19 protein-coding genes are annotated in these 24,944 nt (G+C 71.2%); 9 read left to right on the forward strand and 10 right to left on the reverse strand.

What is annotated here, in order from left to right; genetic code table 11:
• Window positions 1-92: 92 nt before the first annotated feature.
• The 3 genes from OG329_RS30785 to OG329_RS30795 all read left to right on the forward strand — a co-directional run bounded on the left by OG329_RS30785 (window position 93) and on the right by OG329_RS30795 (window position 6,854).
• Window positions 93-1,712 carry an MFS transporter gene (locus tag OG329_RS30785; protein ID WP_405799651.1) on the forward strand — a complete coding sequence of 540 codons (1,620 nt, stop codon included), beginning with the start codon at window positions 93-95 and terminating at the stop codon, window positions 1,710-1,712.
• Window positions 1,713-2,160: 448 nt separating this feature from the next.
• Complete coding sequence (locus OG329_RS30790) at window positions 2,161-4,656, forward strand: PQQ-dependent sugar dehydrogenase (protein WP_405799652.1); 2,496 nt, start codon at window positions 2,161-2,163, stop codon at window positions 4,654-4,656.
• On the forward strand, window positions 4,653-6,854 hold the full coding sequence (locus tag OG329_RS30795) for a ThuA domain-containing protein (protein ID WP_405799653.1): 2,202 nt from the start codon (window positions 4,653-4,655) through the stop codon (window positions 6,852-6,854). The genes OG329_RS30790 and OG329_RS30795 overlap by 4 nt, the downstream gene beginning before the upstream one ends.
• 108 nt (window positions 6,855-6,962) lie before the next feature.
• Here the strand turns inward: OG329_RS30795 and OG329_RS30800 are convergent, their stop codons facing one another.
• The 4 genes from OG329_RS30800 to OG329_RS30815 form a co-directional block, all read right to left on the reverse strand.
• Entirely contained in the window at window positions 6,963-7,298 is a 336-nt protein-coding gene (locus tag OG329_RS30800; protein WP_405799654.1) for an ArsR/SmtB family transcription factor, read from the reverse strand.
• A gap of 48 nt (window positions 7,299-7,346) precedes the next feature.
• A complete protein-coding gene (locus OG329_RS30805) occupies window positions 7,347-8,813 on the reverse strand; it encodes a GAF domain-containing protein (RefSeq protein ID WP_405802105.1) in 1,467 nt (488 codons plus the stop codon).
• Between the two features lie 112 nt (window positions 8,814-8,925).
• Entirely contained in the window at window positions 8,926-9,969 is a 1,044-nt protein-coding gene (locus OG329_RS30810) for a rod shape-determining protein (RefSeq protein ID WP_405799655.1), read from the reverse strand.
• Window positions 9,970-10,177: 208 nt separating this feature from the next.
• Entirely contained in the window at window positions 10,178-10,771 is a 594-nt protein-coding gene (locus OG329_RS30815) for a hypothetical protein (protein WP_405799656.1), read from the reverse strand.
• Between the two features lie 121 nt (window positions 10,772-10,892).
• Here OG329_RS30815 and OG329_RS30820 point away from each other — a divergent pair, with 121 nt between their 5' ends.
• Window positions 10,893-11,627: a hypothetical protein gene (locus OG329_RS30820; protein WP_405799657.1), complete on the forward strand. Its 735-nt coding sequence runs from the start codon at window positions 10,893-10,895 to the stop codon at window positions 11,625-11,627.
• 43 nt (window positions 11,628-11,670) lie between these two features.
• Here the strand turns inward: OG329_RS30820 and OG329_RS30825 are convergent, their stop codons facing one another.
• Window positions 11,671-12,108, reverse strand: coding sequence for a MarR family winged helix-turn-helix transcriptional regulator (locus OG329_RS30825; protein WP_405799658.1), 438 nt, complete (start codon window positions 12,106-12,108; stop codon window positions 11,671-11,673).
• Window positions 12,109-12,200: 92 nt separating this feature from the next.
• Here OG329_RS30825 and OG329_RS30830 point away from each other — a divergent pair, with 92 nt between their 5' ends.
• Window positions 12,201-13,220: an NADP-dependent oxidoreductase gene (locus OG329_RS30830; protein WP_405799659.1), complete on the forward strand. Its 1,020-nt coding sequence runs from the start codon at window positions 12,201-12,203 to the stop codon at window positions 13,218-13,220.
• Between the two features lie 88 nt (window positions 13,221-13,308).
• Entirely contained in the window at window positions 13,309-13,737 is a 429-nt protein-coding gene (locus tag OG329_RS30835) for an organic hydroperoxide resistance protein (protein WP_405799660.1), read from the forward strand.
• 71 nt (window positions 13,738-13,808) lie between these two features.
• Here OG329_RS30835 and OG329_RS30840 read toward each other — a convergent pair whose 3' ends face one another.
• Window positions 13,809-16,376, reverse strand: a complete 2,568-nt coding sequence (locus tag OG329_RS30840; protein WP_405799661.1) for a M14 family zinc carboxypeptidase — start codon at window positions 16,374-16,376, stop codon at window positions 13,809-13,811.
• Between the two features lie 176 nt (window positions 16,377-16,552).
• On the opposite strand from OG329_RS30840, the gene OG329_RS30845 reads away from it, so the two are divergent.
• Window positions 16,553-17,431, forward strand: coding sequence for an EI24 domain-containing protein (locus tag OG329_RS30845; protein ID WP_405799662.1), 879 nt, complete (start codon window positions 16,553-16,555; stop codon window positions 17,429-17,431).
• A 179-nt stretch (window positions 17,432-17,610) separates the two neighbouring features.
• Here the strand turns inward: OG329_RS30845 and OG329_RS30850 are convergent, their stop codons facing one another.
• The gene (locus tag OG329_RS30850; RefSeq protein ID WP_405799663.1) at window positions 17,611-18,888 is read right to left on the reverse strand and encodes a pyroglutamyl peptidase; all 1,278 of its coding nucleotides are present in this window, start codon (window positions 18,886-18,888) and stop codon (window positions 17,611-17,613) included.
• 52 nt (window positions 18,889-18,940) lie between these two features.
• Window positions 18,941-19,525, reverse strand: a complete 585-nt coding sequence (locus OG329_RS30855) for a TetR/AcrR family transcriptional regulator (RefSeq protein ID WP_405799664.1) — start codon at window positions 19,523-19,525, stop codon at window positions 18,941-18,943.
• 158 nt (window positions 19,526-19,683) lie between these two features.
• Here OG329_RS30855 and OG329_RS30860 point away from each other — a divergent pair, with 158 nt between their 5' ends.
• Window positions 19,684-22,182 carry a beta-glucosidase gene (locus OG329_RS30860; RefSeq protein WP_405799665.1) on the forward strand — a complete coding sequence of 833 codons (2,499 nt, stop codon included), beginning with the start codon at window positions 19,684-19,686 and terminating at the stop codon, window positions 22,180-22,182.
• Here OG329_RS30860 and OG329_RS30865 read toward each other — a convergent pair.
• Together OG329_RS30865 and OG329_RS30870 are read right to left on the reverse strand one after the other, a co-directional pair.
• Window positions 22,179-23,165 carry an aldose epimerase family protein gene (locus OG329_RS30865; protein WP_405799666.1) on the reverse strand — a complete coding sequence of 329 codons (987 nt, stop codon included), beginning with the start codon at window positions 23,163-23,165 and terminating at the stop codon, window positions 22,179-22,181. The genes OG329_RS30860 and OG329_RS30865 overlap by 4 nt on opposite strands.
• An 11-nt stretch (window positions 23,166-23,176) precedes the next feature.
• On the reverse strand, window positions 23,177-24,130 hold the full coding sequence (locus OG329_RS30870; RefSeq protein WP_405799667.1) for a GDSL-type esterase/lipase family protein: 954 nt from the start codon (window positions 24,128-24,130) through the stop codon (window positions 23,177-23,179).
• A gap of 282 nt (window positions 24,131-24,412) precedes the next feature.
• Between OG329_RS30870 and OG329_RS30875 the strand changes: the two genes are divergently transcribed.
• Entirely contained in the window at window positions 24,413-24,907 is a 495-nt protein-coding gene (locus tag OG329_RS30875) for a DUF3145 domain-containing protein (protein WP_405799668.1), read from the forward strand.
• Window positions 24,908-24,944 lie beyond the last annotated feature (37 nt).

Below are 24,944 nucleotides of genomic sequence, written 5' to 3' on the forward strand. Positions count from 1 at the left end.
CCGTGACCAATTTACCTTTGCCGCAAAGCTAACTAGCTTTGTGGGAAAGCAATCATACCCGGAATCGGAACCGGAACCGGAATGGAGTCCTGTTGGACGGCGCAGCCCAACCCCCCTCCCCCCGCCAGTGGTTCGGCCTCGTCGCCGTAGCCCTCGGTGTGGCCCTGATCGTTGTGGACCTGACCATCGTCAACGTGATCGTCGCCCCGATCATCGAGGACCTGTCGATCGGCTCGGTCGAGGCCCAGTGGGTGCAGGAGTCGTACGCGATCGTCTTCGCCGCCCTGCTCCTGCTCACCGGACGCCTCGCCGACCTGCACGGCGCGCGGAAGATCTTCCTCATCGGGCTCGCCGTCTTCGGCGTGACCAGCCTGCTCGCCGCCGTCGCCCCCAACGGTGGCCTGCTGATCGTCGCGCGCTTCCTGCAAGGCATCGGCGGCGCCATGATCCTGCCGACCTCGCTGGCGCTGGTGAACGCGACGTTCACCGGTAAGGCCCGTGGTCAGGCGTTCGCCGTCTGGGGGTCGACCATCGGCGCCGCCGCAGCCGTCGGGCCGCTGCTGGGCGGCTGGCTCGCCGACTTCTCCTGGCGCTGGGCCTTCGGCGTCAACATCCCGCTCGTCGCCCTGATCATGGCCGGCGCCCTGCTGTTTCTGCCCTCGTCGCCCCGTACCCGAGGGAGTGTCGACCTTGTCGGGGCCGTGCTGTCGGCGGTCGGGCTCGGTCTCCTGGCGTTCGCGATGATCGAAGGGCGTACGTACGGCTGGCTGTTGACCGTCGAGCCGCTGAACGTCGGCGGACTCTCGTGGAGCGCCGGCCCCTCGCCCGTGCTCGTCGCCTTTCTCGTGTCGGCGCTGGTCCTGCGCGCGTTCTGGCGCAGGCAGGCGGCGCTGGGGCGGGTGGGCCTGGGCGCCGGTGCGGGCGCCGGTGCGGGTGTCGAGCCGCTGATGGACGTGCGGCTGTTCTCCGTCGCCTCGTTCCGGGGCGGCAATGTCGTGACGGTGCTTGTCGGCCTCGGCGAGTTCGGCATCATCGCCGTGCTGCCGCTCTGGCTTCAATTCGCCCTGGACTACAGCGCGTTCCAGGCGGGCCTCGCGCTGGTCGCGCTCGCCGTGGGCAGCTTCACGGCGAGCGGCGCGAGCTTTTCGATGGCCGCGTCGGTCCCGGCGCTGGGGCAGGTCCGGATCGGTCTGGTCCTGGAGGCCGTCGGGCTGGTGACGCTGGGGCTGATCGCCGCCACCGACAGCGCCTGGTGGCTGATCGCGCTCGCGCTGTTCGTCTACGGCGTGGGCGTCGGGTTCGCGACGGCGCAGGTCACCAACGTTGTTCTGGTGGACGTGCCCGCCGGGAGCGCGGGCCAGGGATCGGGCATCCAGAGCGCGGCGCGCGAACTTGGATCGGCGCTCGGAATCGCCGTACTCACCACGCTGTTCCTCAGCACGCTCAACTCCGGCCTGCGCGACCGGCTCGCGGACCTGGGGATCCGGGGCGAGGAGGCGGAGCGGCTCGGTGACGCGGTGACGCACAGCGCGGGTTCGGCGATCGGGCCGCTGTCGGCCGATCCGCGGACCGCGTCGGTGGCGGACGCCGCTCGCGAGGCGATGACGAGCGGGCTGGCGATCTCCAGTTACGTCTGCGCCGCGCTGCTGGTCCTGGCGCTCGCGGCCACGGTGTTCGTCGCGCCACGGAAGGAGGCGGACTCCCGTGTGTGACGGTGACGTTTCACGTAACCTCCGTGGAATTTGTTCAGTCACACAACACTGTCCGAAACGTAGGCAGTTGCCGGTACTTCGCGCTTGAAGATCGACCGTGGAACGGGGCAGGCCAAGGCCGGTCTACGCGGGGCGAGTTGGCACCCACGCGCGTACGCGAGGTCGCGCGTGGGTGGCCGGACTCTATTTTGACACGACCTTGACAAATTAATTCGGCGTTGCCAGCATGCAACACGCTCGGACTGCGGACATGGCTCCCGGTCGAACGCACGGCATCCCCCCGCGTACCACCGCGTCATCTCCCGCACCGCTCATGAACCAGCTCCACGCACCACTCCGTACGACCCCGGCGTCACCCCGAACCACCCCCGCACCATCCGCTCGGCAGCAAAGCGCGACGGCGCGCGCCTTGCCTGACACACCCCACCTCTGGTCAGGAAGGAACTCCATGTCACGACGCCCACCACCGTGGTCCAGAATCTTCGCGGCGCTCACCCTCGTACTCTCGGCCGGTCTCACCGCCGCTCCCGCGGCCGTCGCGCACCCCGGTCACCCGGAGCATGCCGCCGAGATACCCGCATCGGACTACCAGCAGGTACAACTCGCCCTCGGTGGATCCGAATTGGGCGAGGCCATGTCGCTGGCCGTACTGCCCGACCGCTCGGTCGTGCACACCGCGAGGGACGGCACGGTCCGCCTCACGGACGCCGCCGGCAACACGAAGTCGGCGGGCAAGCTCGACGTCTACACGCATGACGAGGAAGGTCTCCAAGGAGTCGCGGCGGACCCGGACTTCGCCACGAACCGGTACCTGTACCTCTACTACTCGCCCAAGCTCAACACCCCCGGCGGCGACGCCCCGGTGACGGGCAGCGCCGCCGACTTCGAGCCGTGGAAGGGGCACCTGAACCTCTCGCGCTTCACGCTCAAGGCGGACGGCACCCTCGACACCGCGAGCGAGAAGGTCGTGCTGGAGGTCCCCAACGACCGTGGCCAGTGCTGCCATGTCGGCGGTGACATCGACTTCGACGCGGCGGGGAATCTCTATCTGACGACGGGCGACGACACGAACCCGTTCGAGTCCGCCGGTTACTCGCCGATCGACGAACGCGCCGACCGCAACCCGCAGTTCGACGCCCAGCGCTCCTCGGGCAACACCAACGACCTGCGCGGCAAGGTCCTGCGGATCAAGCCCACCGCGGCCGGCGGCTACACCGTCCCGTCCGGCAACCTCTTCGCACCGGGCACGGCGCAGACGCGCCCCGAGATCTACGCGATGGGCTTCCGCAACCCGTTCCGCATGTCCGTCGACAAGGCCACCGGCATCGTCTACCTCGGCGACTACGGCCCCGACTCCGGCTCCACGAGCGCGGACCGAGGACCCAGCGGCCAAGTCGAGTTCAACCGCATCACCGCTCCCGGCAACTACGGCTGGCCGTACTGCACCGGGACCAACACCGCCACGGAGACGTACGGCGAGTGGGCGTTCCCCAACGGCCCCTCCGCCGGCAAGTACGACTGCGGGGGCGGCGCCACCAACAACTCGCTCCACAACACCGGCCAGAACAAGCTCCCGCCCGCCAAGGCCGCCTGGATCCGCTACTCCGGCGACGCGGGCTCCCCGCCCGAGTTCGGCAGCGGCTCCGAATCGCCCATGGGCGGGCCGGTCTACAACTACGACGCGGGTCTCGACTCCGCCGTGAAGTTCCCGCAGTCCCTCGACGGCCGCTTCTTCGCCGGTGAGTACGGCCGCAAGTGGATCAAGGCCATCGAGGTCAAGGCGGACGGTTCCCCCGGCGTCATCGAGAACTTTCCGTGGACCGGCACCCAGGTGATGGACCAGGCGTTCGGCCCGGACGGCGCGCTGTACGTCCTGGACTACGGCACCGGCTCCAACAACCAGGCGCTGTACCGCGTCGAATACCTCGCCGGCAGCAACCGCAGCCCCGTCGCCAAGGCCGCCGCCGACAAGACGTCAGGACCCACCCCGCTCGCGGTCTCCTTCTCGTCCGCGGGCAGCGCCGACCCCGAGGGCGGAGCGCTCAGCTACGCCTGGGACTTCGGTGACGGTACGAAGTCCACCGACGCCAACCCGAGCCACACCTACACCCAGGCCGGGACATTCCGGCCGACACTCACCGTCACCGACCCCGAGGGACTGACCGGCTCAGCCAGCCTCGTGGTGACCGCCGGCAACACCGCGCCCACCGTCACGCTGACGACGCCCACCGACGGCGAGTTGTTCTCCTGGGGTGACAGCGTCCCGTTCACCGTGACGGCCAGCGACCCCGAGGACGGCGCCATCGACTGTGCCAAGGTCAAGGTGACGTATCTGCTGGGCCACGACGAGCACCGGCACCAGATCACCTCGAAGAACGGCTGCACCGGCACCATCGACGTCCCCGTCGACGGTGAGCACGACACCGCCGCCAACATCTACGGGGTCTTCGACGCCGAGTACACCGACGCGGGCGGTCTGACCACGCACAGCGACAGCATCCTCCAGCCCCGCCACCGGCAGGGCGAGCACTTCGGCGCCCAGTCCGGCATCGAGGTCGCGAACCACGGCAACGCCGAGGGCGGTGCCACGGTCGGCTTCACCGACAACGGTGACTGGGTCTCCTTCAAGCCGTACGCGCTCGACAACGCGACCAGCGTCTCGGCGCGCGTCGCGTCCGGCGGCGTCGGCGGCACGCTGGAGGTACGGGCCGGATCCGCGACGGGCACGCTGCTCGGCTCGCTGGCCGTGGCCCCGACCGGCGGCTGGGAGAACTTCGTCGACGTATCGGCGAACATCACCAACGCCCCTGCCGGGACAACGGAGTTGTTCCTCGTCTTCAAGGGCGTGACCGGCCAGGGCAACCTCTTCGACGTGGACGCCTTCACCTTCTCGACCGGTGGGGCGGCCAAGGCGGCCAAGCCCGACAAGGGAGTTGAACGATGAGACGCCTGAAGAAGGGCCATATCGCCCGACGCATGCGGCACTTGACCTGCGTAGTGGCCGCCACGCTCGGCGCCGCGTTTCTGGCGCCCACCGGTGCCGCCGCACAGGCCGAAGCCGCCCCGTACGAGGTGCTGGTCTTCTCCAAGACGGCGGGATTCCGGCACGATTCGATTCCCGTCGGCATCCAGACGATCCAAGGTCTGGGCGCGGCCAACGAGTTCACCGTCACGGCGACCGAGGACAGCGGCGCCTTCACCACGGCCAACCTCGCGAACTACGAGGCGGTGGTCTTCCTCAGCACCACCGGTGACGTCCTCAACGACGCGCAGCAGACCGCGCTGAAGTCGTACGTCGACGGGGGCGGCGGCTATGTCGGCGTCCACGCGGCGGCCGACACCGAGTACGAGTGGCCGGCGTACGAGGGTCTGGTCGGCGCCTGGTTCAAGAGCCACCCCGCGATCCAGCAGGCGACGCTCAAGAACGAGGACCGGACCAACCCCGCCACCTCGCACCTGGACCCGACGTGGACCAGGACCGACGAGTGGTACAACTACCGCACCAATCCGCGGAACAGCGTGCACGTGCTCCAGAGCCTGGACGAATCCACCTACAACGGTGGGGAGATGGGCGGCGACCACCCGATCACCTGGTGCGACGAGCAGGCCGCGGGCCGGTCCTTCTACACCGGGCTCGGCCACACCCAGGAGTCGTACGCCGATCCCGCCTTCCGGCAGGTACTGCTCGGCGGCATCCAGTACGCGGCTGGCGCCGTCGACGCCGACTGCTCGTCGGGCGGCGGCGAGGACCCGGGGCCGGGGCCCGCGACCGTGGAGGGTGAGGCGTACACCTCGGGCTCGGGTGTGGAGCGCGCGAACCACGGCTCGGCGAGCGGCGGCCAGACCCTCGGCCATATCGAGAACGGTGACTGGGCCGGCTACTCCCAGGTCGAGACCGCCGGCGCCACGAAGTTCACCGCCGACGTCTCGTCGGCGGGAGCGGGCGGCACGGTCGAGATCCGCTCGGGCTCGGCCACCGGCACGCTCCTCGGGTCGGTCGACATCGCCCCGACCGGCAGTTGGGACACCTTCACCGAGGTCTCCACGACACTGACCGCCACCGGCACGGGCGCGCTGTTCCTGCGCTTCACCGGGGGAGCGGGCGCGCTGTTCGACATCGACAGCTTCACCCTCTCCGGCGCGCCCGAGGAGCCCAAGGCCGAGGGCTCGTCCAACGTGCACCTGTTCTACTACCCCTGGTACGGCAGCCCCGAGGTCAACGGCAGTTGGCGGCACTGGCAGCAGGGCGGCCAGAACCCGCCCGAGGACATCGGCGCCGACCTGTACCCCAAGCTCGGCGCGTACGACTCCGGCGATTTCACCGGCGCCGTCGAACAACACATGAAGTGGATCAAACAGTCCGGCGCGAACGTCCTGGTCTATAGCTGGTGGGGACAGGGCAGTTACGAGGACTCCCTGGTCGACGGCGTCATGGACGCGGCCCAGCGCCACGGCGTCAAGGTCGCCTGGCACCTGGAGCCGTACAACGGTCGTACCGGCGCGTCGACGGTGGACGACATCAACTACATCAACGAGCGGTACGGCGACCACCCGGCGTACTTCCGCGACGCGGAACGCAACAACAGCAACGCGTTCTACGTCTTCCAGAGCCTCAACGTGCCCGACTGGTCGGCCCTGGACCAGGTGACCGACAACAACATCGTGCTGGCCCAGACCACCGACACCTCGAAGATCGCGCACTTCAACGGCCTCTACACCTACGACGGCATCGCCGGCGCCACCGCTCCCGGCTGGAAGAACGCGGGGGACTACGCGGCGGCGAACGATCTGGTCTGGGCGCCGTCGGTCGCACCGGGCTACATCGACGACCGGGCCGTACCCGGCAACACCACGCCCACCGTGACCAGGGACGACGGTGCGGCGTACGACAACCAGTGGAACAACGCGCTGGACCCGGCCATCGGCGGATCGCCCACCTGGGTCTCCGTCACCTCCTTCAACGAATGGCACGAGGGAAGCTCGATCGAACCCGCGTCGAGCACCCCGCCGGCTGGCCACGACTACCAGACCTTCTCGGGCGCGTACGGGAAGACCGGGGCCGAGGCCGAGACGGCGTATCTTGACCGGACGCGGTACTGGGTGAACCAGTTCGAGGCGGCGCGAGCGGCCAAACTGCGCTGAGAACGGCCCGAGCCGGGTGCCAGTGGTCCCCCGGTCCGGGCGATGAGGCAGCGGGCCCGGTACGACGAACTCGTCGTACCGGGCCTCCTGTTGCGTCCGGGTCCGGCATCAGCAGCAGCCCTCGGTCTCGGCGTCGGCGCATGTGCGGTCGGCGGCGACGGCCAGGACGGCGGTGCGCAGATCGTCCAGCGCGTGACCGAGACGTTCGTCGGCCAGCTCATAGCGGGTGCGGCGCCCGTCGGGCTCGGTGACGACCAGCCCGCAGTCCCGCAGGCAGGCCAGGTGATTCGACAGCCGGGGGCGGGAGATCCCGAGGGCGTCGGCGAGATCGGCCGGGTAGGCGGGCGCCTCTCGCAGGGCGAGCAGGACGCGGCAGCGGATCGGGTCGGGGCCGGCCTCACCACCCCCATGCCGGTCCCGGACGACCTCGCCACCCTGCTCCACGAGGCCGGTGTCGCGCCGCGTCCGTAGGAGGGCTCCCGGGTCACCGCTCTACCGCGCCGCCTCCCAGGTCACCGACGTGTCCTCGTCGCCGTCCTCGCGTTCCCCGTCGTCCCGGACCACCAGCCGTACCCCGTCCCGGCCGTCCGGCAGCCGGGCCGTCGCGTCGACCTCCACGTTGATCGACGTCAGACCCTCGCGGCGGTGCGCGGCGGCCAGTGCGCGGCGCAGTGCCGCCAGCAGGTCGTCGTGCAGCGGGCCGCCCACCAGGGTGTCCACCGCCCCGGTGAAGTGCACGGACGGCTGGAATCCCAGCAGGGCAGCCGCGCCCGCCGTCTCGCGGAGTACCTTGCCGCGCAGGCTCGTCGGCGCTTCGGCGGGTGGCTGCTGGAGGGCGAAGATGGTGGTCCGTACCTCCTGGATCGTGGAGTCCAGCTCGTCCACGGCGTGGCCCAGCAGGTCGGACAGCTCCCCTTCGCCCGCGCGCCGGCGCGTCGACTCCAGCATCATCTCGGTGGCGAACAGCCGCTGTACGACCAGATCGTGCAGATCGCGGGCGATCCGGTCGCGGTCCTCGAAGACCGCCAGCCGCTCCCGGTTGTGCTGGGCGTCGGCCAGGACCAGCGCGAGCGCGGCCTGGGAGGCGAACTGCGTGGCCAGCAGCCGGTCCGCGGTGGTGTACGGGCGACCGCCCCGCTTGCGCGGGAGGGCGAGCGTGCCGATCAGCCGGCCGCCGCTCTGGAGCGGCAGCATCATGCTGGGCCCGAAGCGGGTCCGTACATGCGTGGTCATCCGGGGGTCGGTCGAGGAGTCGTCGATGTACACCGGTTCGCCGCCGAGGAGTTGGACGAGTACGGGCGAGCCGGGCGCGATGCTCGTACCGACGATGTCGCCGGGGTCGTCCAGCGCGGAGGCGGCGACGATCTCCATACCGCCCTCGTCGGTGGGCTGGAGCACCACCCCGGCGGCGGCGCCGGCCAGGATCCGCGCGGCCTTCGCGAGCGTCGTCAGCGCGTCCTCCGCGCTCTCGCCGGTGAGCAGCGCGGTCGTGACGGCGGCGGCGCCCTCGATCCACCGGGCGCGCTGGCGGGCGGTCCCGTACAGGCGCGCGTTGCCGATCGCGATCCCGGCCTGTGAGGCGAGCACCCGCAGCAGGGCCAAGTCCTCCTCGGTGAAGGGTCCGTGGCGTTTGCGGGCCAGACAGAGATAGCCGAGTACGTCGTTGTGGACCCGGACGGGGACGCCGAGGCTCAGGGAGCTGCCGGGGTGGCCGAGCAGCCCGGTGTGCCCGGTGGGGAGCCGGGTGATGCGACGGCGCTCGTCGTCGCTGAGCCCGACGGAGAAGAGTTCGGCGATACGGCTCCGGCCCCGGTCGGGTCCCAGGCCCTGGGCGGGGCCTGCGAGCGCGAGTGCGCCGAAGCGCGCGCCGGTGAGGTCGGTGGCGCTGTCCACGACGTGCTGGAGGGTGGCGGCCAGCTCGACCTCGGTCCCGACGTCGAGGACCGCGTCGAGCAGCATGGGCAGCCGAGGGGCCGTCACCCGCGAGCGCCCGGGGGTGGGCTCGCTGTCCGGGACGTCCTGCCGTCCGCTGCCGCTGCCGCTGGCGCTGTCGTCGTCGCCGTCCGTCACGTCACTCGACGTGCGCCAGCGGGTTGAGCACCAGGGGCTGGATCTTCCCGTCCAGCATCGCCCCGAGCCCGAGGATCGCGCAGACGTCGGGCCGCTCGGCGATATGCACCGGCATGCCCGTCGCGTCGCGCAGCATCTGGTCGAGGCCGGGCAGCAGCGCGCTGCCGCCGACCATCATGATCCCGGTGTCGGCGAGGTCGGCCACCAGGTCCGGCGGGCAGTCGCGCAGCACCTTGCCGATGCCGTCGAGCACGGCGGTGAGCGGGGTGTGGATGGCCTGCCGTACGGCGGCGGTGTCCACGAACACCGACCGGGCGAGCCCCGTCGCCACATCACGGCCGTGGATCTCCGTCGAGGTCGGACCGTCCGGGGTGATGCCGTTGCCGCGCAGCGCGAGCTGGAGCGGCCGGACGGACTGGCTCGGCAGCATCAACTCGTGCTGGTGGCGCAGATGCTGGATGACCGCGTGGTCGATGGCGTTGCCGCCGACCGGGACCCGCTGGGCCGTCACGATCGACCCCAGCGACAACACCGCGACCTGCGTGGTCGCCGCCCCGCACACCATGATCATGGTGGCGGTCGGCTTCTCCACCGGCAGCCCGCAGCCGACCGCCGCGGCGATGAGCGTGTCGACCAGCTCGACCCGGCGGGCCCCGAGACCGACCAGGGTCTCGATCGCCGCGCGCTGGGCGAGCGGGTCGCTGTCGTGGGGGGTGCACGCCGCAGCCCGCAGCCGCGGCTTCCTGCGCAACTGGCGGCGCAGCTTCTCACCGAGGAGATGGCGCAGCATCCGCTGGGCCATCTCGATGTCCACGACGGTGCCGCCGGTGACGGGGCGGGCGACGCGGATGTAGTCCGGCGTACGGCCCGTCATCTGCTCGGCCAGGGCGCCGACGGCGATGAGCGCCCCGGTGCGGGTGTTCACCGCGGCGACGCTCGGCTCGTCCACGACGAGCCCGGCTCCCTTCACAAAGACCCGGGTCCTGGCGGCCCCGAGGTCGACGGCGACATGGCAACGGCGCAACTGCTCAAGGCTGACGGTCACGGCGGGTTCTTCTCCCGGGAGCGCTGAGGTGGATCACCGGCGGGCCGCCGGTCCTCTTCGTATCGTGGGCGCGGGAGGGGTTGCGCGCGCGCTGGGATGCGCCGGTCGGGGGGAGGGAGGGCGGGCAGGGGTACGGCGCTGACGCCCCGCCAGGAACCGGCCCCGTGCCGCCCCGCCCTGACGCCCCGCGCGCCCCGCGCACCCCGCCTCAGCCCCTCGGCGACCAGCGCTGGAGCAGGCCCCACGTGAACTCCGCGACGCACGGCCCCGTCCCCGGCACATCGAACGCGAGACCCCAGCGGGTCGGCGCCGTACCCTCCATCGGTCTGGCCGGTGCGAACGCGCGCGCGACCTCGTCCACCGTGCAGGACCAGGGGCGCAGATTGCCGGCCGTACGCAGCTCGGGACCCGGCTCGCCCGGCGCGCGCACCAGCCACTCGTTCCACACGCCGCCGCCGGGCGCCGCCGTTACCTCGAAGCGGAGCGTGGGCCAGAGCGGTACGGGCCACAGCAGCACCTCGCACGCCAGATCGCCGACTTGCCGGGGGAACGTCGTCTCCGGCGGGCCCAGCACCGAGCGGTAGCGCGACAGTGTGCCGCGGGCGCGGGGCGAGCGGACCATGGCCTGCCAGCGCCGGTTGGCCTCCCGCGTCTCGGCGAGCGAGGCGCCCAGCTCACGCCGGGCGTCCTCGGCCAACTCCGGCTGGTGGTCGGCCATCCGGCGCAGCAGTACGAGCTGGAAGTCGCGCGGTCCGAAAGGGCGGGAGGTTCCACCGGCTCCGGCTGATGTCGTGGCATTCATAGCGACATCGTGCCCCTTCGGGGCAGGTCGGACGGACGAAACGTGGGAAGGCCGATTCCGCACAGGATCTTCACGTCATGGGTGCCCGTACCGAGGCCGGTGGGATTATCTTCAGGGCGCCATGGACTACTGCCATCACTGCCGGCGGCACCTCAACGGCGCCCTGGCGTGCGCCGGGTGCGGTACGCCCGCCGAGGAGCTACGGCTCCACGACCCCGTCCCGCACGAGGCGGAGGTGGTCCTCGCCACGCGCGAAAACGGCCAGGAGCCCGCACCGGGCCCGCGCCGTCAGCGCGGCTCGCGCAAGCGCAAGGTGTCCCGGCGAGAGAGGCGGGCCGAGCGCGGTGTGCACCGGCGCAAGGGCCGAGTCGTCCTGCTCACCGTGCTGGGGCTCGTCCTGGCGGTCGGCGCGCTGAGCCTGGCCGAGCTGGCGCTGGAATCCGGCGGCGACGGCGACGCCACCTCCGTACAGGAGGACAGGGCCATCGAGATCGACGGCGGGCAGCCCTCGTCCGGCCCGGAGAAACCCGCGGATCCGGACCCCGTGACGGGCACGCCCTCGAGGTCGACCGGCTCCGCGAACCCCGGCGGGGGCGGCTCGCCCGATCCTTCGGCCACGAGTACGGGAGCGGGGGCGTCCGACGAGGAGTCCTCGGCTTCTCCGGCCGACTCGGCCGAGCCGAGCGGCGACGCGGACCCCAGCGACTCGCCCGACCCCACGGGCTCCACCGGCCCGACGGGGAAGCCGAGCAACCCGAACCAGCCGCGTCCGCCGTCGTCGCGGCCCGACCCGACGCCGACGCCGACTCCCACAAAGACAGACGACGGCTGCGTCCTGTTGATCTTCTGCTTCTGAGGGCGGGGCGGGGCGGGGCGGCCAGGGCAGGCGGGCCCGGCGGTCACTGCCCGGCGTCGTCCCCCAGCATCCGCCGCAGCAGGTCCCGCAGCACCGTCCGCTCGTCCACCGACAGGTCCGCGAGCGGTTCGCGCGCGAAGGTCAGCCCGTCCCGGAGCCGGCGCGCCGTGTCGCGCCCCTTCTCGGTGGGCGCCGCGAGCTTCACCCGCCGGTCCGAGGGGTCCGGGCGCCGCTCCACCAGGCCGCGTGACTCCAGCCGGTCGACGATCCCCGTGACGTTCGACGGCTCGCACTTCAACTTCTGTGCGATCCGGCGCATGGGCATAGGTTGAATCGAGAGCAGCCCGAGCACGCGCGCCTGCGCGCCGGTGAGCGAGTGCTCGGCGGCGGCCTGGTCGTACTCCTCGTAGTAGCGGGCCACGACCGTGCCGATGAGTTCGACGACTTCGAGGGTCAGGGGGTCCGTGTGCTCAGTGGCCATACGGACCAGAGTACCCAGTTGCTTGACAACATGAAATATCTAGGGGCATGGTTGTTTCAGGTAGTGAAGCTTTATGAGGAGGCACCCCACCCATGACCGCTCTTCCCGCGTCCGGCCGCGAATGGCATCTCGTCGCCCGCCCGCACGGCTGGCCGAAGGCCGAGGACGTCGCCCTGCGCGAGGTCCCGGTGACCGAGCCGGGCGAGGGCCGGATCCTCGTCCGCAACAAGCACTTCTCGGTCGACCCGTACATGCGCGGCAAGATGAACGAGGCGAAGTCGTACACCCCGCCGTACAAGCTCGACCACCCCATGGACGGCGCCGCGGTCGGTGAGGTCATCGCCTCGAACGCCGAAGGGTTCACGGTCGGCGACCATGTGCTGCACGGGCTCGGCTGGCGGGAGTACGCGCAGGTCCCGGCCCAGTACGCGGTCAAGGTCGACGCCTCGCTCGCGCCGCTCAGCGCCTACCTCGGAGTCCTCGGCATGACGGGCCTCACCGCCTACGCCGGGCTTTTCGAGGTCGCCTCCTTCAAAGAGGGCGACGCCGTGTTCGTCTCCGGCGCCGCGGGCGCCGTAGGCAGCCAGGTGGGCCAGCTCGCCCGTATCAAGGGCGCCTCAAGGGTCATCGGCTCTGCGGGATCCGACGACAAGGTCAAGCTTCTTGAAGAGGAGTACGGCTTCGACGCCGCCTTCAACTACAAGAGCGGCGGCTCGGTCAAGGAACAGCTCAAGGAAGCCGCGCCGGGCGGCATCGACGTCTACTTCGACAACGTCGGCGGCGAGCACCTGGAAGCCGCGATCTCCTCGTTCAACGTGCACGGCCGCGCCACCATCTGCGGAATGATCTCGCTCTACAACAGCACCGAGCCCACCCCAGCCCCGCAGAACCTCGCCCTGGTCATCGGCAAGCGGCTGCGCCTTCAGGGCATGCTCGTGAACGACCACAAGGCGCTCCAGCCGCAGTTCGTCAAGGACGTGGCCGGCTGGCTCGCCTCGGGCGAGCTGAAGTACCGGGAGACCTTCGTGGAAGGCATCGAGAACGGCTTCGACGCGTTCCTCGGCCTGCTGCGTGGCGAGAACACCGGCAAGATGGTCGTCACCCTCAACTGACGGCCACCCGCCGGGCCGTTAGGCTCGGTCCCAGGCCGTCGCGGTCCGTGGGCGCGAGCCGCGGCGTACAAGACGAAGGAACCCCCGAATGGCCATTCAGAAGATCGACACCCTCTACACCGCCGTCGCCACCGCGGAGAACGGCCGTGACGGCCGCGTCGCCTCGGACGACGGCAAGCTCGACGTCGTCGTCAACCCGCCCAAGGAGATGGGCGGCAGCGGCGCCGGCACGAACCCGGAGCAGCTTTTCGCCGCCGGCTACAGCGCCTGCTTCCAGGGCGCGCTCGGCGTCGTCGCCCGTAAGGAGAAGGCGGACATCTCCGGCTCGACCGTGACCGCCAAGGTCAGCTTCGGCAAGACCGAGGCCGGCGGCTTCGGACTCGCGGTCGAGCTGGTGGGGTCCATCCCGAACGTGGACGCGGCCACCGCGAAGGACCTCCTGGAGAAGGCGCACCAGGTGTGCCCGTACTCCAACGCCACGCGCGGCAACATCGAGGTCAAGCTGTCCGTCGTCTGACCGACCGCGCCGCACGTACGTGAAGGGCCGCACCCCGCGAGCGGGGTGCGGCCCTTTCGCGAACGCGCCTCCTACGGAAGACGGTTCAGCAGCGCCCGGCCCACCTGGGCGAACGCGCCCTTCGGGTGGTCACGGAACAGCGGCTCGGTACCGAACAGTGTGACCGGCGCACCGGCCGCCGCCGTACCGCTGACGATCGCCGCCTGTCCCGCCGCGGCCTGCGGACCGCCCGAGCCGTCGCCGTTGGCGCGCCAGTGGCCCGACACGAGCGGGTTGCCGCCCGCGTACGACTGCTCCGTCCGTACGCCCTTGCCGAGCCCGGTGAACCAGATCGGCGAGTAGACGAACGAATGGGGCTGCGTGCCGCCGGTGACCGGTCCGGGTGTGTTGACCACCCGCACCACCCCGTTGGCGTTCCCGTTGCCCCGCACCGGCGTCGCCGTCAGGAGACCGGCCTCCGCGTTGAACGTCGCACCCCCCGAGCCCAGCGCCACCACCGGCGCGCCCCCGGCGAGGAATTCACCGAGCGCCGCGCGGGCGCCCTCGTTGAGCGCCTTGTGGCTCAGCCCCGTCGACACGTACAGCGCGTCGGCCTTCGACCAGTCGAAGCCCGCGTTCGCCGTCGCCGTCGACACCGGCAGCACCTCGAAGCCCATCTCGCGCAGCGCGAACAGCTCGCCCGAGTTCACGGCGGCGGCGACCGTCGTACGCCGCAGCGCCGCGACGCCCTTGTCCTTCGTGGCGGCGAAGACGACCCCGTACCGGTCGGCCAGGATCTCGGCCTTCCTACGCGCCGACGACGGCACGATCGCCGCGCCGTCCGCCGTCCTGCGCACCTGAACGCCCTGCGCGAGAAGCGAGTTGAGGGCGGCGAACTCCTTCGGGTCGTCCAGCCGCAGCTCCAGATCGCCGCTACGGGCCACCGAGCCGACAGGCGCGGCGGCGTTGACCGCGCGCCCGGAGAAGTTCAGGGAGCCCCGCTGGACCTTGGTGACGTTCGCACCCCACAGCAGCCCCAGGCTCCAGCCCGAGATGTCGTACATCGAGGACACGTCCGCGCTGATGTCCCGGCCCTCGTCCAGGATGACGTTGGCGATACCGCGCTTGGCCTGCTCCATGTCCACCACGTACGAACCGGCCGGATACGTACGCCCCGCCAGCTTGAAGCTCTTACGCGCCTGCTCGACCTTCACGTCGTTGGCGATGAGGTGGTCGACGAGCCGCGCGGCGGCCGACGCCGAGCGCTGGCCGTCACCGGCCGGGATCACGTACGCGCGCGGGAAGTCGGTCGTGTAGATGTCCTCCGGACCGATGCCGGGCACACCGGGCACCGTCTCCTCGGAGATGACCCGCTGCTCCTCGCCCGCGACACCGCGCCGGAACGTCTCGATCTGGTCGGCGATCAGGGTCTTGCGGTTGTCGAGTGCGAAGTCGAGCGTGGAGCGCATCGTCGCGCCCGCGACAGCCGTGTTGATCGCGGACCTGCGGCGCAACTCCTCGACGGGCAGGTTGTTGTAGTCGTTGTTGTTGACCCGCATCGGGATCTCGATGGTGTGCGAGGCGACCGCGCCCTGGAACGCCATGTACTGCGGGGTGAAGATCGGCGGCCAGTCGTCCCAGCCCTCCTCCTGGTCACGGAAGGGGATGACGGGCGGCTCCACCCCGTCCTTCTCGGCGGTGTAACCGAGGTCGTTGACCGCCTCCTCCATACCGAGGGCGTTGGCGTAGGAGTTCTTGAGGAACAGGTCGTACTCGTAGTTCTCGCCGTGCGGCGGCGTCGTGGGCTCGATCAGCGTCCCGTTGACATAACCGTGCAGGTCGAGCATGACCGCGGGCTGCTTGTCGACGGCTATCTGCCGGATCGCGCGCGCCTCCGGCTGCGAGGCGGTGATGAAGTCCCGGTTGAGGTCGATTCCGTTGCCGTTGGCGCGCGTTCCGGCTATTCGGCCGTCCGGGTTGGCCGTCACGTTGAGATGGATCCGGCTCGTGGACAGCAGCTCCTTCGTACGGCTGTCCTTGGCCTTCGCCAGCTCCTCGATGAGCTTCAGGGCCGCGTCGGTGCCCTCCCACTCGTTGCCGTGGATGTTGTTGTTGATGAAGACCGGAGTCTTGTAACTCTCCTTGATGCGCTTGTCCTTGGCGGCCGACGCGGGGGAGTTCTCGATGCGCTCGCGCATCCGCTCCTGCTCGGCGGCCTCCTTCGCGCTCTCCGGCGCCGTGACCGTGACGAGGTACAGATCGTGCCCGCCGGCCGACCGCCCCGTGACCTCGACGCTGACCCGATTGCCCAGCTCCTGGAGGGCGTTGAGGCGCGGGGCGAGTGAATGGTACGGCGCCAGCCCCAGCTTGATGGCCTTGTCGGCCGGGTTCTCGGGCAGCGTCTCAAGGACGTTGCGGCGCGGGTAGCCGCCGTCCTTGCGCAGACCGAGCGAGGTCGTGCCCACGGAGGAGAGCGCCGCGGCGCCGGCCGACGGAAGCGCGGCCGACGCGACGCGGGAGTCCGTGGTGCCGCCGTCCCTGACCGGGTGCGACGACCGGTCGCCGTCGGCGCCGGGAACGGCGAGCGCGGGCAGCGGTGCGAGCATCAGGGCGGCGGTGGCGGTGGCGGTCGCGAGCAGGACGGGTCTGGGCATCCCCATGCGGATGTACCTCCGGGTCGTGCGGGGGGCGATCGTTCGGTTCAATAGGCAGGTCATACCGGTTGAACGTGTCAACAACAAGAGGTGGATCGACTCTCGTCCGTCCCACCCGCCTCATGGAACCCGCCGAAAACGGCCCCGAAACAGCCGTGGAACAACCCGGATAGGGTGAGCGCATGGGTGATCTCGGTGTGGGCTTCGGGTACTTGGTGAAGGGCCAGCGCTGGGTCGGCGCGCACGGCAGATGGCTGGGCTTCGGACTGCTGCCCGGTCTGGTGACCCTCGTTCTGTACGCGGCGGCGCTCGTCGGCCTCTTCTACGGCGCCGACGATCTGACGGCCTGGGCGACGCCGTTCGCCGACGACTGGTCCTCGCCGTGGCAGGGGCTGTTCCGCGGCTTCCTCACCGCGCTGCTCGTGGCGCTCGTGCTGTTCCTCGCCGTGATCATGTTCACGGCCGTGACCCTGCTGGTCGGGCAGCCCTTCTACGAATCGCTGTCCGAGGCCGTGGACCGGTCGGAGGGCGGGGACGTACCGGAGTCGGGACTGACGCTCTGGCGCGAGCTGTGGATCTCCGCGCGGGACAGTGTGCGGGTGCTGTCGCGGGTGGTGCTGTACGGCGTGCTGCTGTTCGCCCTCGGGTTCATCCCCGTCGTCGGACAGACGGTCGTCCCCGTGCTCGGCTTCTGTGTGTCCGGCTTCTTCCTCGCCGAGGAGCTGAACGCGGTCGCGATGCAGCGGCGCGGTATCGAACTGAAGGAACGCCTCGCGCTGTTGCGGGGCCGCCGGCTGCTCACGCTGGGCTTCGGGGTCCCGCTGACGCTGGCCTTCCTGGTGCCGTTCGTCGCGGTGTTCCTGATGCCGGGGGCGGTGGCGGGGGCGACGCTGATGGCCCGGGACCTGACGGAGGCGGGTGCGGGTGCGGGTGCCGGGTCCGGTGCGGGTTCCGGTGCCGGTGCCGGTGGGGCGGACCCGGGTTCGCCCCCGGCCGCCGGGGGTACGGCTCCGGCGCCCGGTGGCTCGGGCCCCGCGGCGGGCGTCCCGCGCGACTGGTGAACGCGGTCGCCCGCCGGGTCGCGCGGTCGTGGGCCGCGCTTGTCCTCAATCGCCGGACGGGCTTGATGTGGCCGGGGTCGTCCTCACGGCGCCGGGCCGGTGGGTGGTGTCCTCAATCGCCGGACGGGCTCAAAAGAGCCCGTCCGGCGATTGAGGACGAACCGGCCCGCCGGGCGGGCTCAAAGGGACTCCTCCACCGCCACCCGCACGATCGTGCGCAGTTGGGCCGTGATGTCCAGTCTGTTCTGGACGAAGACCGGATCCGACACCGTCCCCGTCGCCGGGTCGGTGTTGCCCGGCCCGAACTGGAGCACCGGTGTGTGGACATGGCCGCCCGGGATGTCGAGCCCGAGCCGGTCGCGCAGCAGCGTCGCCCGGTAGGCGATCTCGTTCGACAGATAGTCCCCGCCGCCACCGGCACGGGCCGCCGAGCCCGCTGTCGGTCCCTCGGGCCGTACGACGGGCGCGGTGCCGCCCGCCGGGATCTCGGTGACCGACGTGTTGTCGTACACCGGGAAGCGCCCCGTGTCGGCGGCCACGATGCCCGCGTAGGGCAGGGTCGTGGCCGTCCACTGCGGCTGGGTGGCCGGGTCCTTCACCGGTACGAGCCCGGTGTCGGACACGTTCTCGTTGTCGCCGAAGCCGCCGCGCCACGCGCCGTTGTACCGCTCGACGTCGATACGGCCCACCCGTCCCTGACTGACCGTCATGAACAGATCGGCGCGCGGCAGCGCACGGCTCAGGGCGCGTTCGACCGTACCGTCGGCGAAGTCCCCCCAGCGGACCGGGAACACGGCGGTCTCGACGCGCGCCGGTCCGTCGGCCGTACGGATCACCGTGCCGTCCAGCGCGAGCGCGAGCGCCCCGGACGGGTTGCTGATGCGGATGTCCCGGTCGAGCGTGAACGGGTCGAAGCCGCTCACCACGACCCGCTTGACGCCCTTCGCCCGGTCATCGCCGCCGACCGTCATCGAGTCCTGGCCGCGCGACGCGCTCTCCAGTCGCTCCAGCAGCCGTACGCCCGCCGCCTCGGAGAGCCCCGACTCCGTGTGCCAGGCGCGCAGTTCACGCGTCATGGCGAGGCGCGCCCAGTACAGCGGCCGGTCGTCGTCGCGGCTCAGTTCACCGCCCGCGGGGCCCCGCCCCTGCGCGCGGTCCACCGCGCGCTGCCAGAGCCGTTCGCCATGCCGTACGGCCGCGCGCTCCGCCTGCGCGTACGAGCCGGCGCCGCGCAGCGACCGCGCGAACTCCGGTGCCACCGAGTCGAAGCCGCTGTCGTCGAGTATCCGCCGCGGTACGTCCCCGTCCAGGCGCCGCTCCTCGACGGTGACCGCCGGGGCGGGGGCGGCGGCCGTGGCCTGTGGGGGAGGCGCCACGGCGACCAGGGCGGCCGACGCGAGCAGTACGAGTCCGAACCGGCCCGCGGCGGTGTTGCCGGTGGTGCGCACGAGTCTCACGGGAGTCCTTCCGTCGGGTGGCGGAAGTATCACCTCCCCCGCCCGCCGGCCGCTACCGCTCCGGCCCCTGAGCGCCGCCCCGCAGCAGCGTCACGAACGCCCGGAACGCCTCGGGCATGTCCACCGACTCCGGCGCGAGCAGCCACTGGTACTGGAGCCCGTCCATCACCGCCACCAGCAGCGGCGCCGTCTGCTCGGGGGTCAGCCCGCTCGGCAGCCGGTCGCCGAACTCGTCGCGCAGCACCCCCGCCATGTTGTGCCGCACCTGGACATACCGGCGGGTGAAGAACTCGCCCGCCGGGTGACCCTCCGTCACACTCTCGCCGAGCAGCGCCGAGAAGGTCTGTACGATGCCGGGCCGCATCGCGTTGTAGTCGACCATCGAGGTCAGCAGCTCCAGCCGCCAGCCGTCCGCGCCCCGGCTGCCGCCCCCGGTGTCCCATTGGTCGCGCTCGTCCATGACGGCGAGGAGCAGCGCCTCCTTCGTGGGGAAGTAGTGCAGCAGTCCCTGCTGGGTGAGCCCCACCCGCTCGGCCACCGCGCCCAACGTCGTGCCGCGGTAGCCGCGTTCGGCGATCACCTCGATCGTGGCGCGAAGAATCTCCGCCCGGCGCTCCGCGCCTCTGGGCCTGACCATCCAACCGGTTCCTCTCGCCTCGCACCTGTCCGCTCACCGACCGTCTGTCCGGACCGTACATGAGTAACAAACCAATAACGAAACCTACTTGCCTACAGGATGGCGGGTCACCATGTAACCGTCCGCACGACGCGGGGCACTGACGAGGAGGTACCGCCGTGACCGGCGCACCCATCACCCGGGCCGACCAAGCACGCGAAGCCGCCGTCGACGCGGCGCTCGGCAAGCTGGATCTGGACGACAAGGCGCGGCTCCTGGCGGGCCAGGACAACTGGTCGCTGCCCCCGCTCCCGGAGATCGGTCTTGCCTCGCTCGTCATGTCCGACGGCCCGGTCGGCGTCAGGGGCGTGCGCTGGACCGCCGACGACCCGTCGGTCGCGCTCCCGTCGCCCACCGCGCTCGCCGCCACCTGGGACCCCGAACTGGCCCGCAGGGCAGGCCGGTTGCTCGCCCAGGAGGCCCGCCGCAAGGGCGTGCACGTCCTGCTCGCGCCGACCGTCAATCTGCACCGGTCCCCGCTCGGCGGGCGGCACTTCGAGGCGTACAGCGAAGACCCGTACCTCACCGGCGAGATCGGCACCGGCTATGTCCTCGGCGTACAGGACGGCGGCGTCGGCACGACCGTCAAGCACTTCGTCGCCAACGACGCCGAGACCGACCGCTTCACCGTCGACAACATCGTCGCCCCGCGCCCGCTGCGCGAGCTGTATCTCGCCCCGTTCGAGGCCATCGTCAAAGACGCCCACCCCTGGGGCATCATGGCCGCCTACAACCAGGTCAACGGCGCCTCGATGACCGAGCACCGCCGGCTCCAGAACGAAGTCCTGCGCGGCGAATGGGGATTCGACGGCCTTGTCGTCTCCGACTGGCTGGCCGCCCGCTCCACCACCGGCGCCCTCCTCGGCGGCCTCGACGTCGCGATGCCCGGCCCCAGGACCGTGTACGGCCCCGCTCTCGCCGCCGCCGTCCGGGCCGGCGAGGTGGCGCCGTCCCTCGTCGACGACGCCGTACGCAACGTACTGCGGCTCGCCGCCCGCGTCGGCGCCCTCGACAACGCGCCCGCCGTGGTGGCCGCGTCCGCGCTGCCCGCGCCCCTCGACGGCGACGCGCTGGCCCGTGAGATCGCGCGCCGCTCCTTCGTCCTCGTACGCAACGAGGTACGCGACGGGGTACGCGACGGGCACCGCGCCCTGCCCCTCGACCCGGCCAGGACCCGCACGGTCGCGCTCAGCGGCGCCGCCGCCCGCGACGCCCGGATCCTCGGCGGCGGTTCGGCCACCGTCTTCCCGCCGCATGTCGTCTCGCCGCTCGACGGCCTCGCCGCCGCCCTGCCCGAAGGCGCCCTGCGCTACGACGTCGGCGCCGACCCCAGCGACCAACTGGCCGTCGCCGGAAAGGGATTCGAGCTGCGCGCCGTCTGCCGGGCCGAGGACGGACGGGAGCTGGGCACCACCGGCGTCCCCTCCGGCCTGGTCCAGTGGGTCGGCGTCGACCTGCCCGAGGGCGTCGGCTACGACGAGCTGCACACCGTCGAGCTGACCGGCACCTTCACCCCGCGCGAGAGCGGCGACCACACCTTCGGTACACGCGGCATCGGTCCCCTCGTCCTGACCGTCGACGGCGAGCGGGTCTGGGCGGGCGAGGAGGGACTCGGTGACAGCAGCGACCTGTTCACCGCGTTCTTCGGCGTCCCACTCGAGCGTGCCCAAGTCGCCCTCACCGAGGGCGAGTCCGTCGATGTCTCGCTGCTCCTCACCGTGCCCAAGCTGCCCGGTGCCCCGATGGACGCGGTCGCCTTCTCGCTGCTGCACCTCGGCCCCCGGCGCGACCCCGAGGAGCTGATCGCCGAAGCCGTCGAGGCCGCCAGGGGCGCGGACACCGCCGTCGTCGTGGTCGCCACCACCACGGCCGTGGAGTCCGAGGGCTTCGACCGTACGAGCCTGGAGCTGCCCGGCCACCAGAACGCGCTCGTCGCGGCCGTCGCCGCCGTCAACCCGAACACCGTCGTGATCGTCAACACCGGCTCACCGGTCGAACTGCCGTGGCGCGAGGACGTGGCCGCCGTACTGCTCAGTTGGTTCCCCGGCCAGGAGGGCGGCGCCGCGCTCGCCGACGTCCTCACCGGCGCCGAGGAGCCCGGCGGCCGGCTCACCACCACCTGGCCGGTCGCCCTGGCGGACGTCCCCGTCAGCGACACCACGCCTGTCGACGGCGAACTCCACTACACCGAGGGCGTGTTCATCGGCTACCGCGCCTGGGAGCGGGCCGGCACCACCCCCGCGTACCCCTTCGGCCACGGACTCGGCTACACCGACTGGGAGTACGAGACGCTGCGGGCCTCCGCCGAGCGCGCCACCGTACGACTGCGCAACACCGGGACGCGCCCCGGCCGCGAGACCGTCCAGATCTACCTGGCGCCGGAGGCCGCCGACACACCCGAGCGCCCGGCGCGCTGGCTGGCCGGCTTCGCCTCCGTCGAGGCGGGCCCCGGCGAGAGCGTCGAGGTCACAGTGCCGCTCAGGGCCCGCGCGTACGAGATCTGGGACGAGGACACGAACGCGTGGACGGCGGTCCCGGGCACGTACGAGATCCAGGCGGGCCGCTCCCTCACGGACCACCGGCTGAGCGCGACGGTCGAACGCCGGGCCGCGCCCTAAAGCAGCCCGAACCCGTACGTCGTCGCCGAGGTGAACTCCTCGCCCGGCCGCAGCACCGTGCTCGGGAAATCCGGCCGGTTCGGCGAGTCGGGGAAGTGCTGGGTCTCCAGCGCGATGCCGTCGCCGGGCCCGAACGGCCCGGCGTCGAAGTGGTCACCGGTGTACACCTGCATGCCCGGTTCGCTCGTCGTCACCGTCAACACCCGCCCCGACGCCGGGTCGTACAGCTCCGCCGCCACCGAACCCCCTTGATCCAGCACGAAGTTGTGGTCGTAACCCGACCCCACCTTGCGCGCCTCACGGAAGTCGAAACGGGTCCCGCCGACCGGCGCCGGCGGGCCCGCCGGCACCGAGTCGCCGTCCAGCGGCGTGATATGACCGGCCGCGATCCGCAGCACATGCCCGGCGGCGCTGCCGCTGCCCGCGCCGCCCAGATTCCAGTAGGCGTGATTGGTCAGATTCAGCACCGTCGGCGCGTCCGTCACCGCGCGGTAGCCGATCCGCAGCGCTCCCGCCTCGTCCAGCGCGTACGTCGCCGAGACCTCCAGTTGGCCCGGAAACCCCTCCTCGCCGTCCGGGCTCACCAGCGACAGCCGCACCCCGTGCCCGTCCGCCGCCGGCGCCGCGTCCCACACCCGCTTGTCGAAGCCGCGCCCGCCGCCGTGCAGACAGTTGGGCCCGTTGTTGCGCGGCAGCCGGTACGTCCGCCCGTCGAGCGTGAACGTCCCGCCCGCGATCCGGTTCGCGTACCGGCCGATCAGCGCGCCGAAGTACGGCGACGGGCAGGCCACGTATCCCGCGACATCCTCGAAACCCAGCACCACGTTGGCGGGCGCGCCCTCGCGGTCCGGCACCTGAACGCACTGGAGGATCCCGCCGTACGTCAGCACCCGCACCCGCACACCGGCCCGCTCCAGGGTCCAGCGATGCACCGCGGTGCCGTCCGGCGCCGAACCGGCGCGCTCACACGTCACCTCGTCCACGGTCGCCGACCCTACGCCGGGGGCTTCGCCGCGACGATGTTGCGGTAGGCGATGTCGGCCAGCTTCCCCTGGCCGTCCTTGCTCGGATGGAACCAGTCCCAGCCGCTCAACTGGTCGCCCGTGAACCGGAAGTCGAAGACCGCCCCGCCGTCGTAACGGCAGCGAAGATCCTTCGCGCACACATCCTTCAGCACCTTGTTGTACGCCACCACCCGCGCCTGCACCGTCGACCGGCGCTCCTGCGCCGCGGCGCCCATGTCCTGCGAATCGCCCAGCATCGACGCGCAGATCCCGAGCTTCCAGATCTGCCGTCCCAGCGGATTGTCCCGGCCCTCGGACCAGAGCCGTTTCAGATCGGGCACGCTCGCCACGTACACCTGTGTCTTGGGGGAATCCGCGCGCAGTCTGCGCATCGACTCCTCGAACGACGCCCGGAACTCGTCCACGGGCGTCATCAGATCCACCTCGTCCTTGCACGCGTCGTTGGCGCCCATCATCACCGTGATCAGATCCGGCGTGTGCGCGGCGGCCTTGCCGATCTGCGTGGGCAACGCGGAGACCGTCGCGCCCGAGCGCGCGTAGTTCCAGCTCCGGTCCGCGACACCCGACTCGCCGAGCAGCCGCACCGCGAGACTGCGCACCGTGTCGTCCGTGCCCGTCGACCAGGACGCCGCGGGGCAGTCGCTGAGCAACCCGCAGGCGTCGAAACCGCGTGTGATGGAGTCGCCGACGGCGGCGATCGAGGTGGGACTGCGGTCCCAGACCGGCTTCGGCTTCGGCGGTGCCTGGCTCGTTCTCGTCGTCCTCCAGCCCTCACCGGAGCCGTCCGACGAGGTGCAGCCCGCCAGGGCCACGACCGCGACCAGCAGCCCGGCACAGGCGGCGGCGACGGGTGCGTACGGAGTGCGGCCCAGGGGGCGTGCGCCGGAGCGTCGCCCATCGCGTCCCAGAGGGCTCCTCGGCATCGTCTGAACCCTCCGCGTGGGCGTCGTCATGCGTACGGCGGCGTCCTGGCGAGTGAAAGCTTCGCGGATATCGCGCCTGGGACCGACAGTACGGCACCCCCGTGGCCCCCGCGCAAGGTAGCTTTTCAGGCGTCGAACCCGAGCCACCGTGACGCTTGGTTCCGGTACGTTACATACCGTCACATGCTGTCTGCTGCTGTCCGTTTTGCGGGCCTTCGCGCCCGATGTTGTTTACTGAGGCCGCCTGGGCAAGGCGAACCTCGTCCCACACTGGAGGTCCCGGTGACCACACGTGGTGTCCTGTACGTGCACTCCGCGCCGCGCGCGATGTGCCCCCACGTCGAATGGGCGGTGGCGGGCGTCCTCGGCCTGCGCGTCCAGCTCGACTGGATCAGGCAGCCCGCCTCGCCCGGAACCTGGCGGTCCGAGTTCTCCTGGCGCGGCGAGGCGAGCACCGCCTCCAAACTCGCCTCCGCGCTGCGCGGCTGGCAGATGCTGCGCTTCGAGGTGACCGCCGAACCCAGCCCCACGGCCGAGGGTGAGCGCTACAGCGCCACCCCCGAGCTGGGCATCTTCCACGCCGTCACCGGCATGCACGGCGACATCCTGGTCCCCGAGGACCGGCTGCGCGCCGCCCTCGCCCGGTCGCTGACCGGCGAGACCCAGTTGGAGTCCGAGGTCGCGAAGCTGCTCGGCAAGCCGTGGGACGACGAGCTGGAGCCCTTCCGGTACGCGGGCGAGGGCGCCCCGGTGCGCTGGCTGCACCAGGTCGTCTGAGGGCGGACCGTACCGACGCGCGGCCGCGTTCTACCGT

It is taken from the genome of Streptomyces sp. NBC_01506, from assembly GCF_045040295.1.
In the GTDB taxonomy this organism is placed as follows: domain Bacteria; phylum Actinomycetota; class Actinomycetes; order Streptomycetales; family Streptomycetaceae; genus Streptomyces.

Excerpts from the sequence above, each read along its gene's own strand:
- OG329_RS30790 (WP_405799652.1), top strand. The coding sequence starts at position 2,161 with ATGTCACGACGCCCACCACCGTGGTCCAGAATCTTCGCGGCGCTCACC.
- OG329_RS30795 (WP_405799653.1), top strand. The coding sequence starts at position 4,653 with ATGAGACGCCTGAAGAAGGGCCATATCGCCCGACGCATGCGGCACTTG.
- OG329_RS30805 (WP_405802105.1), bottom strand. The coding sequence starts at position 8,813 with ATGCTGCTCGACGCGGTCCTCGACGTCGGGACCGAGGTCGAGCTGGCC.
- OG329_RS30815 (WP_405799656.1), bottom strand. The coding sequence starts at position 10,771 with ATGAATGCCACGACATCAGCCGGAGCCGGTGGAACCTCCCGCCCTTTC.
- OG329_RS30820 (WP_405799657.1), top strand. The coding sequence starts at position 10,893 with ATGGACTACTGCCATCACTGCCGGCGGCACCTCAACGGCGCCCTGGCG.
- OG329_RS30825 (WP_405799658.1), bottom strand. The coding sequence starts at position 12,108 with ATGGCCACTGAGCACACGGACCCCCTGACCCTCGAAGTCGTCGAACTC.
- OG329_RS30830 (WP_405799659.1), top strand. The coding sequence starts at position 12,201 with ATGACCGCTCTTCCCGCGTCCGGCCGCGAATGGCATCTCGTCGCCCGC.
- OG329_RS30835 (WP_405799660.1), top strand. The coding sequence starts at position 13,309 with ATGGCCATTCAGAAGATCGACACCCTCTACACCGCCGTCGCCACCGCG.
- OG329_RS30840 (WP_405799661.1), bottom strand. The coding sequence starts at position 16,376 with ATGGGGATGCCCAGACCCGTCCTGCTCGCGACCGCCACCGCCACCGCC.
- OG329_RS30845 (WP_405799662.1), top strand. The coding sequence starts at position 16,553 with ATGGGTGATCTCGGTGTGGGCTTCGGGTACTTGGTGAAGGGCCAGCGC.
- OG329_RS30855 (WP_405799664.1), bottom strand. The coding sequence starts at position 19,525 with ATGGTCAGGCCCAGAGGCGCGGAGCGCCGGGCGGAGATTCTTCGCGCC.
- OG329_RS30870 (WP_405799667.1), bottom strand. The coding sequence starts at position 24,130 with ATGCCGAGGAGCCCTCTGGGACGCGATGGGCGACGCTCCGGCGCACGC.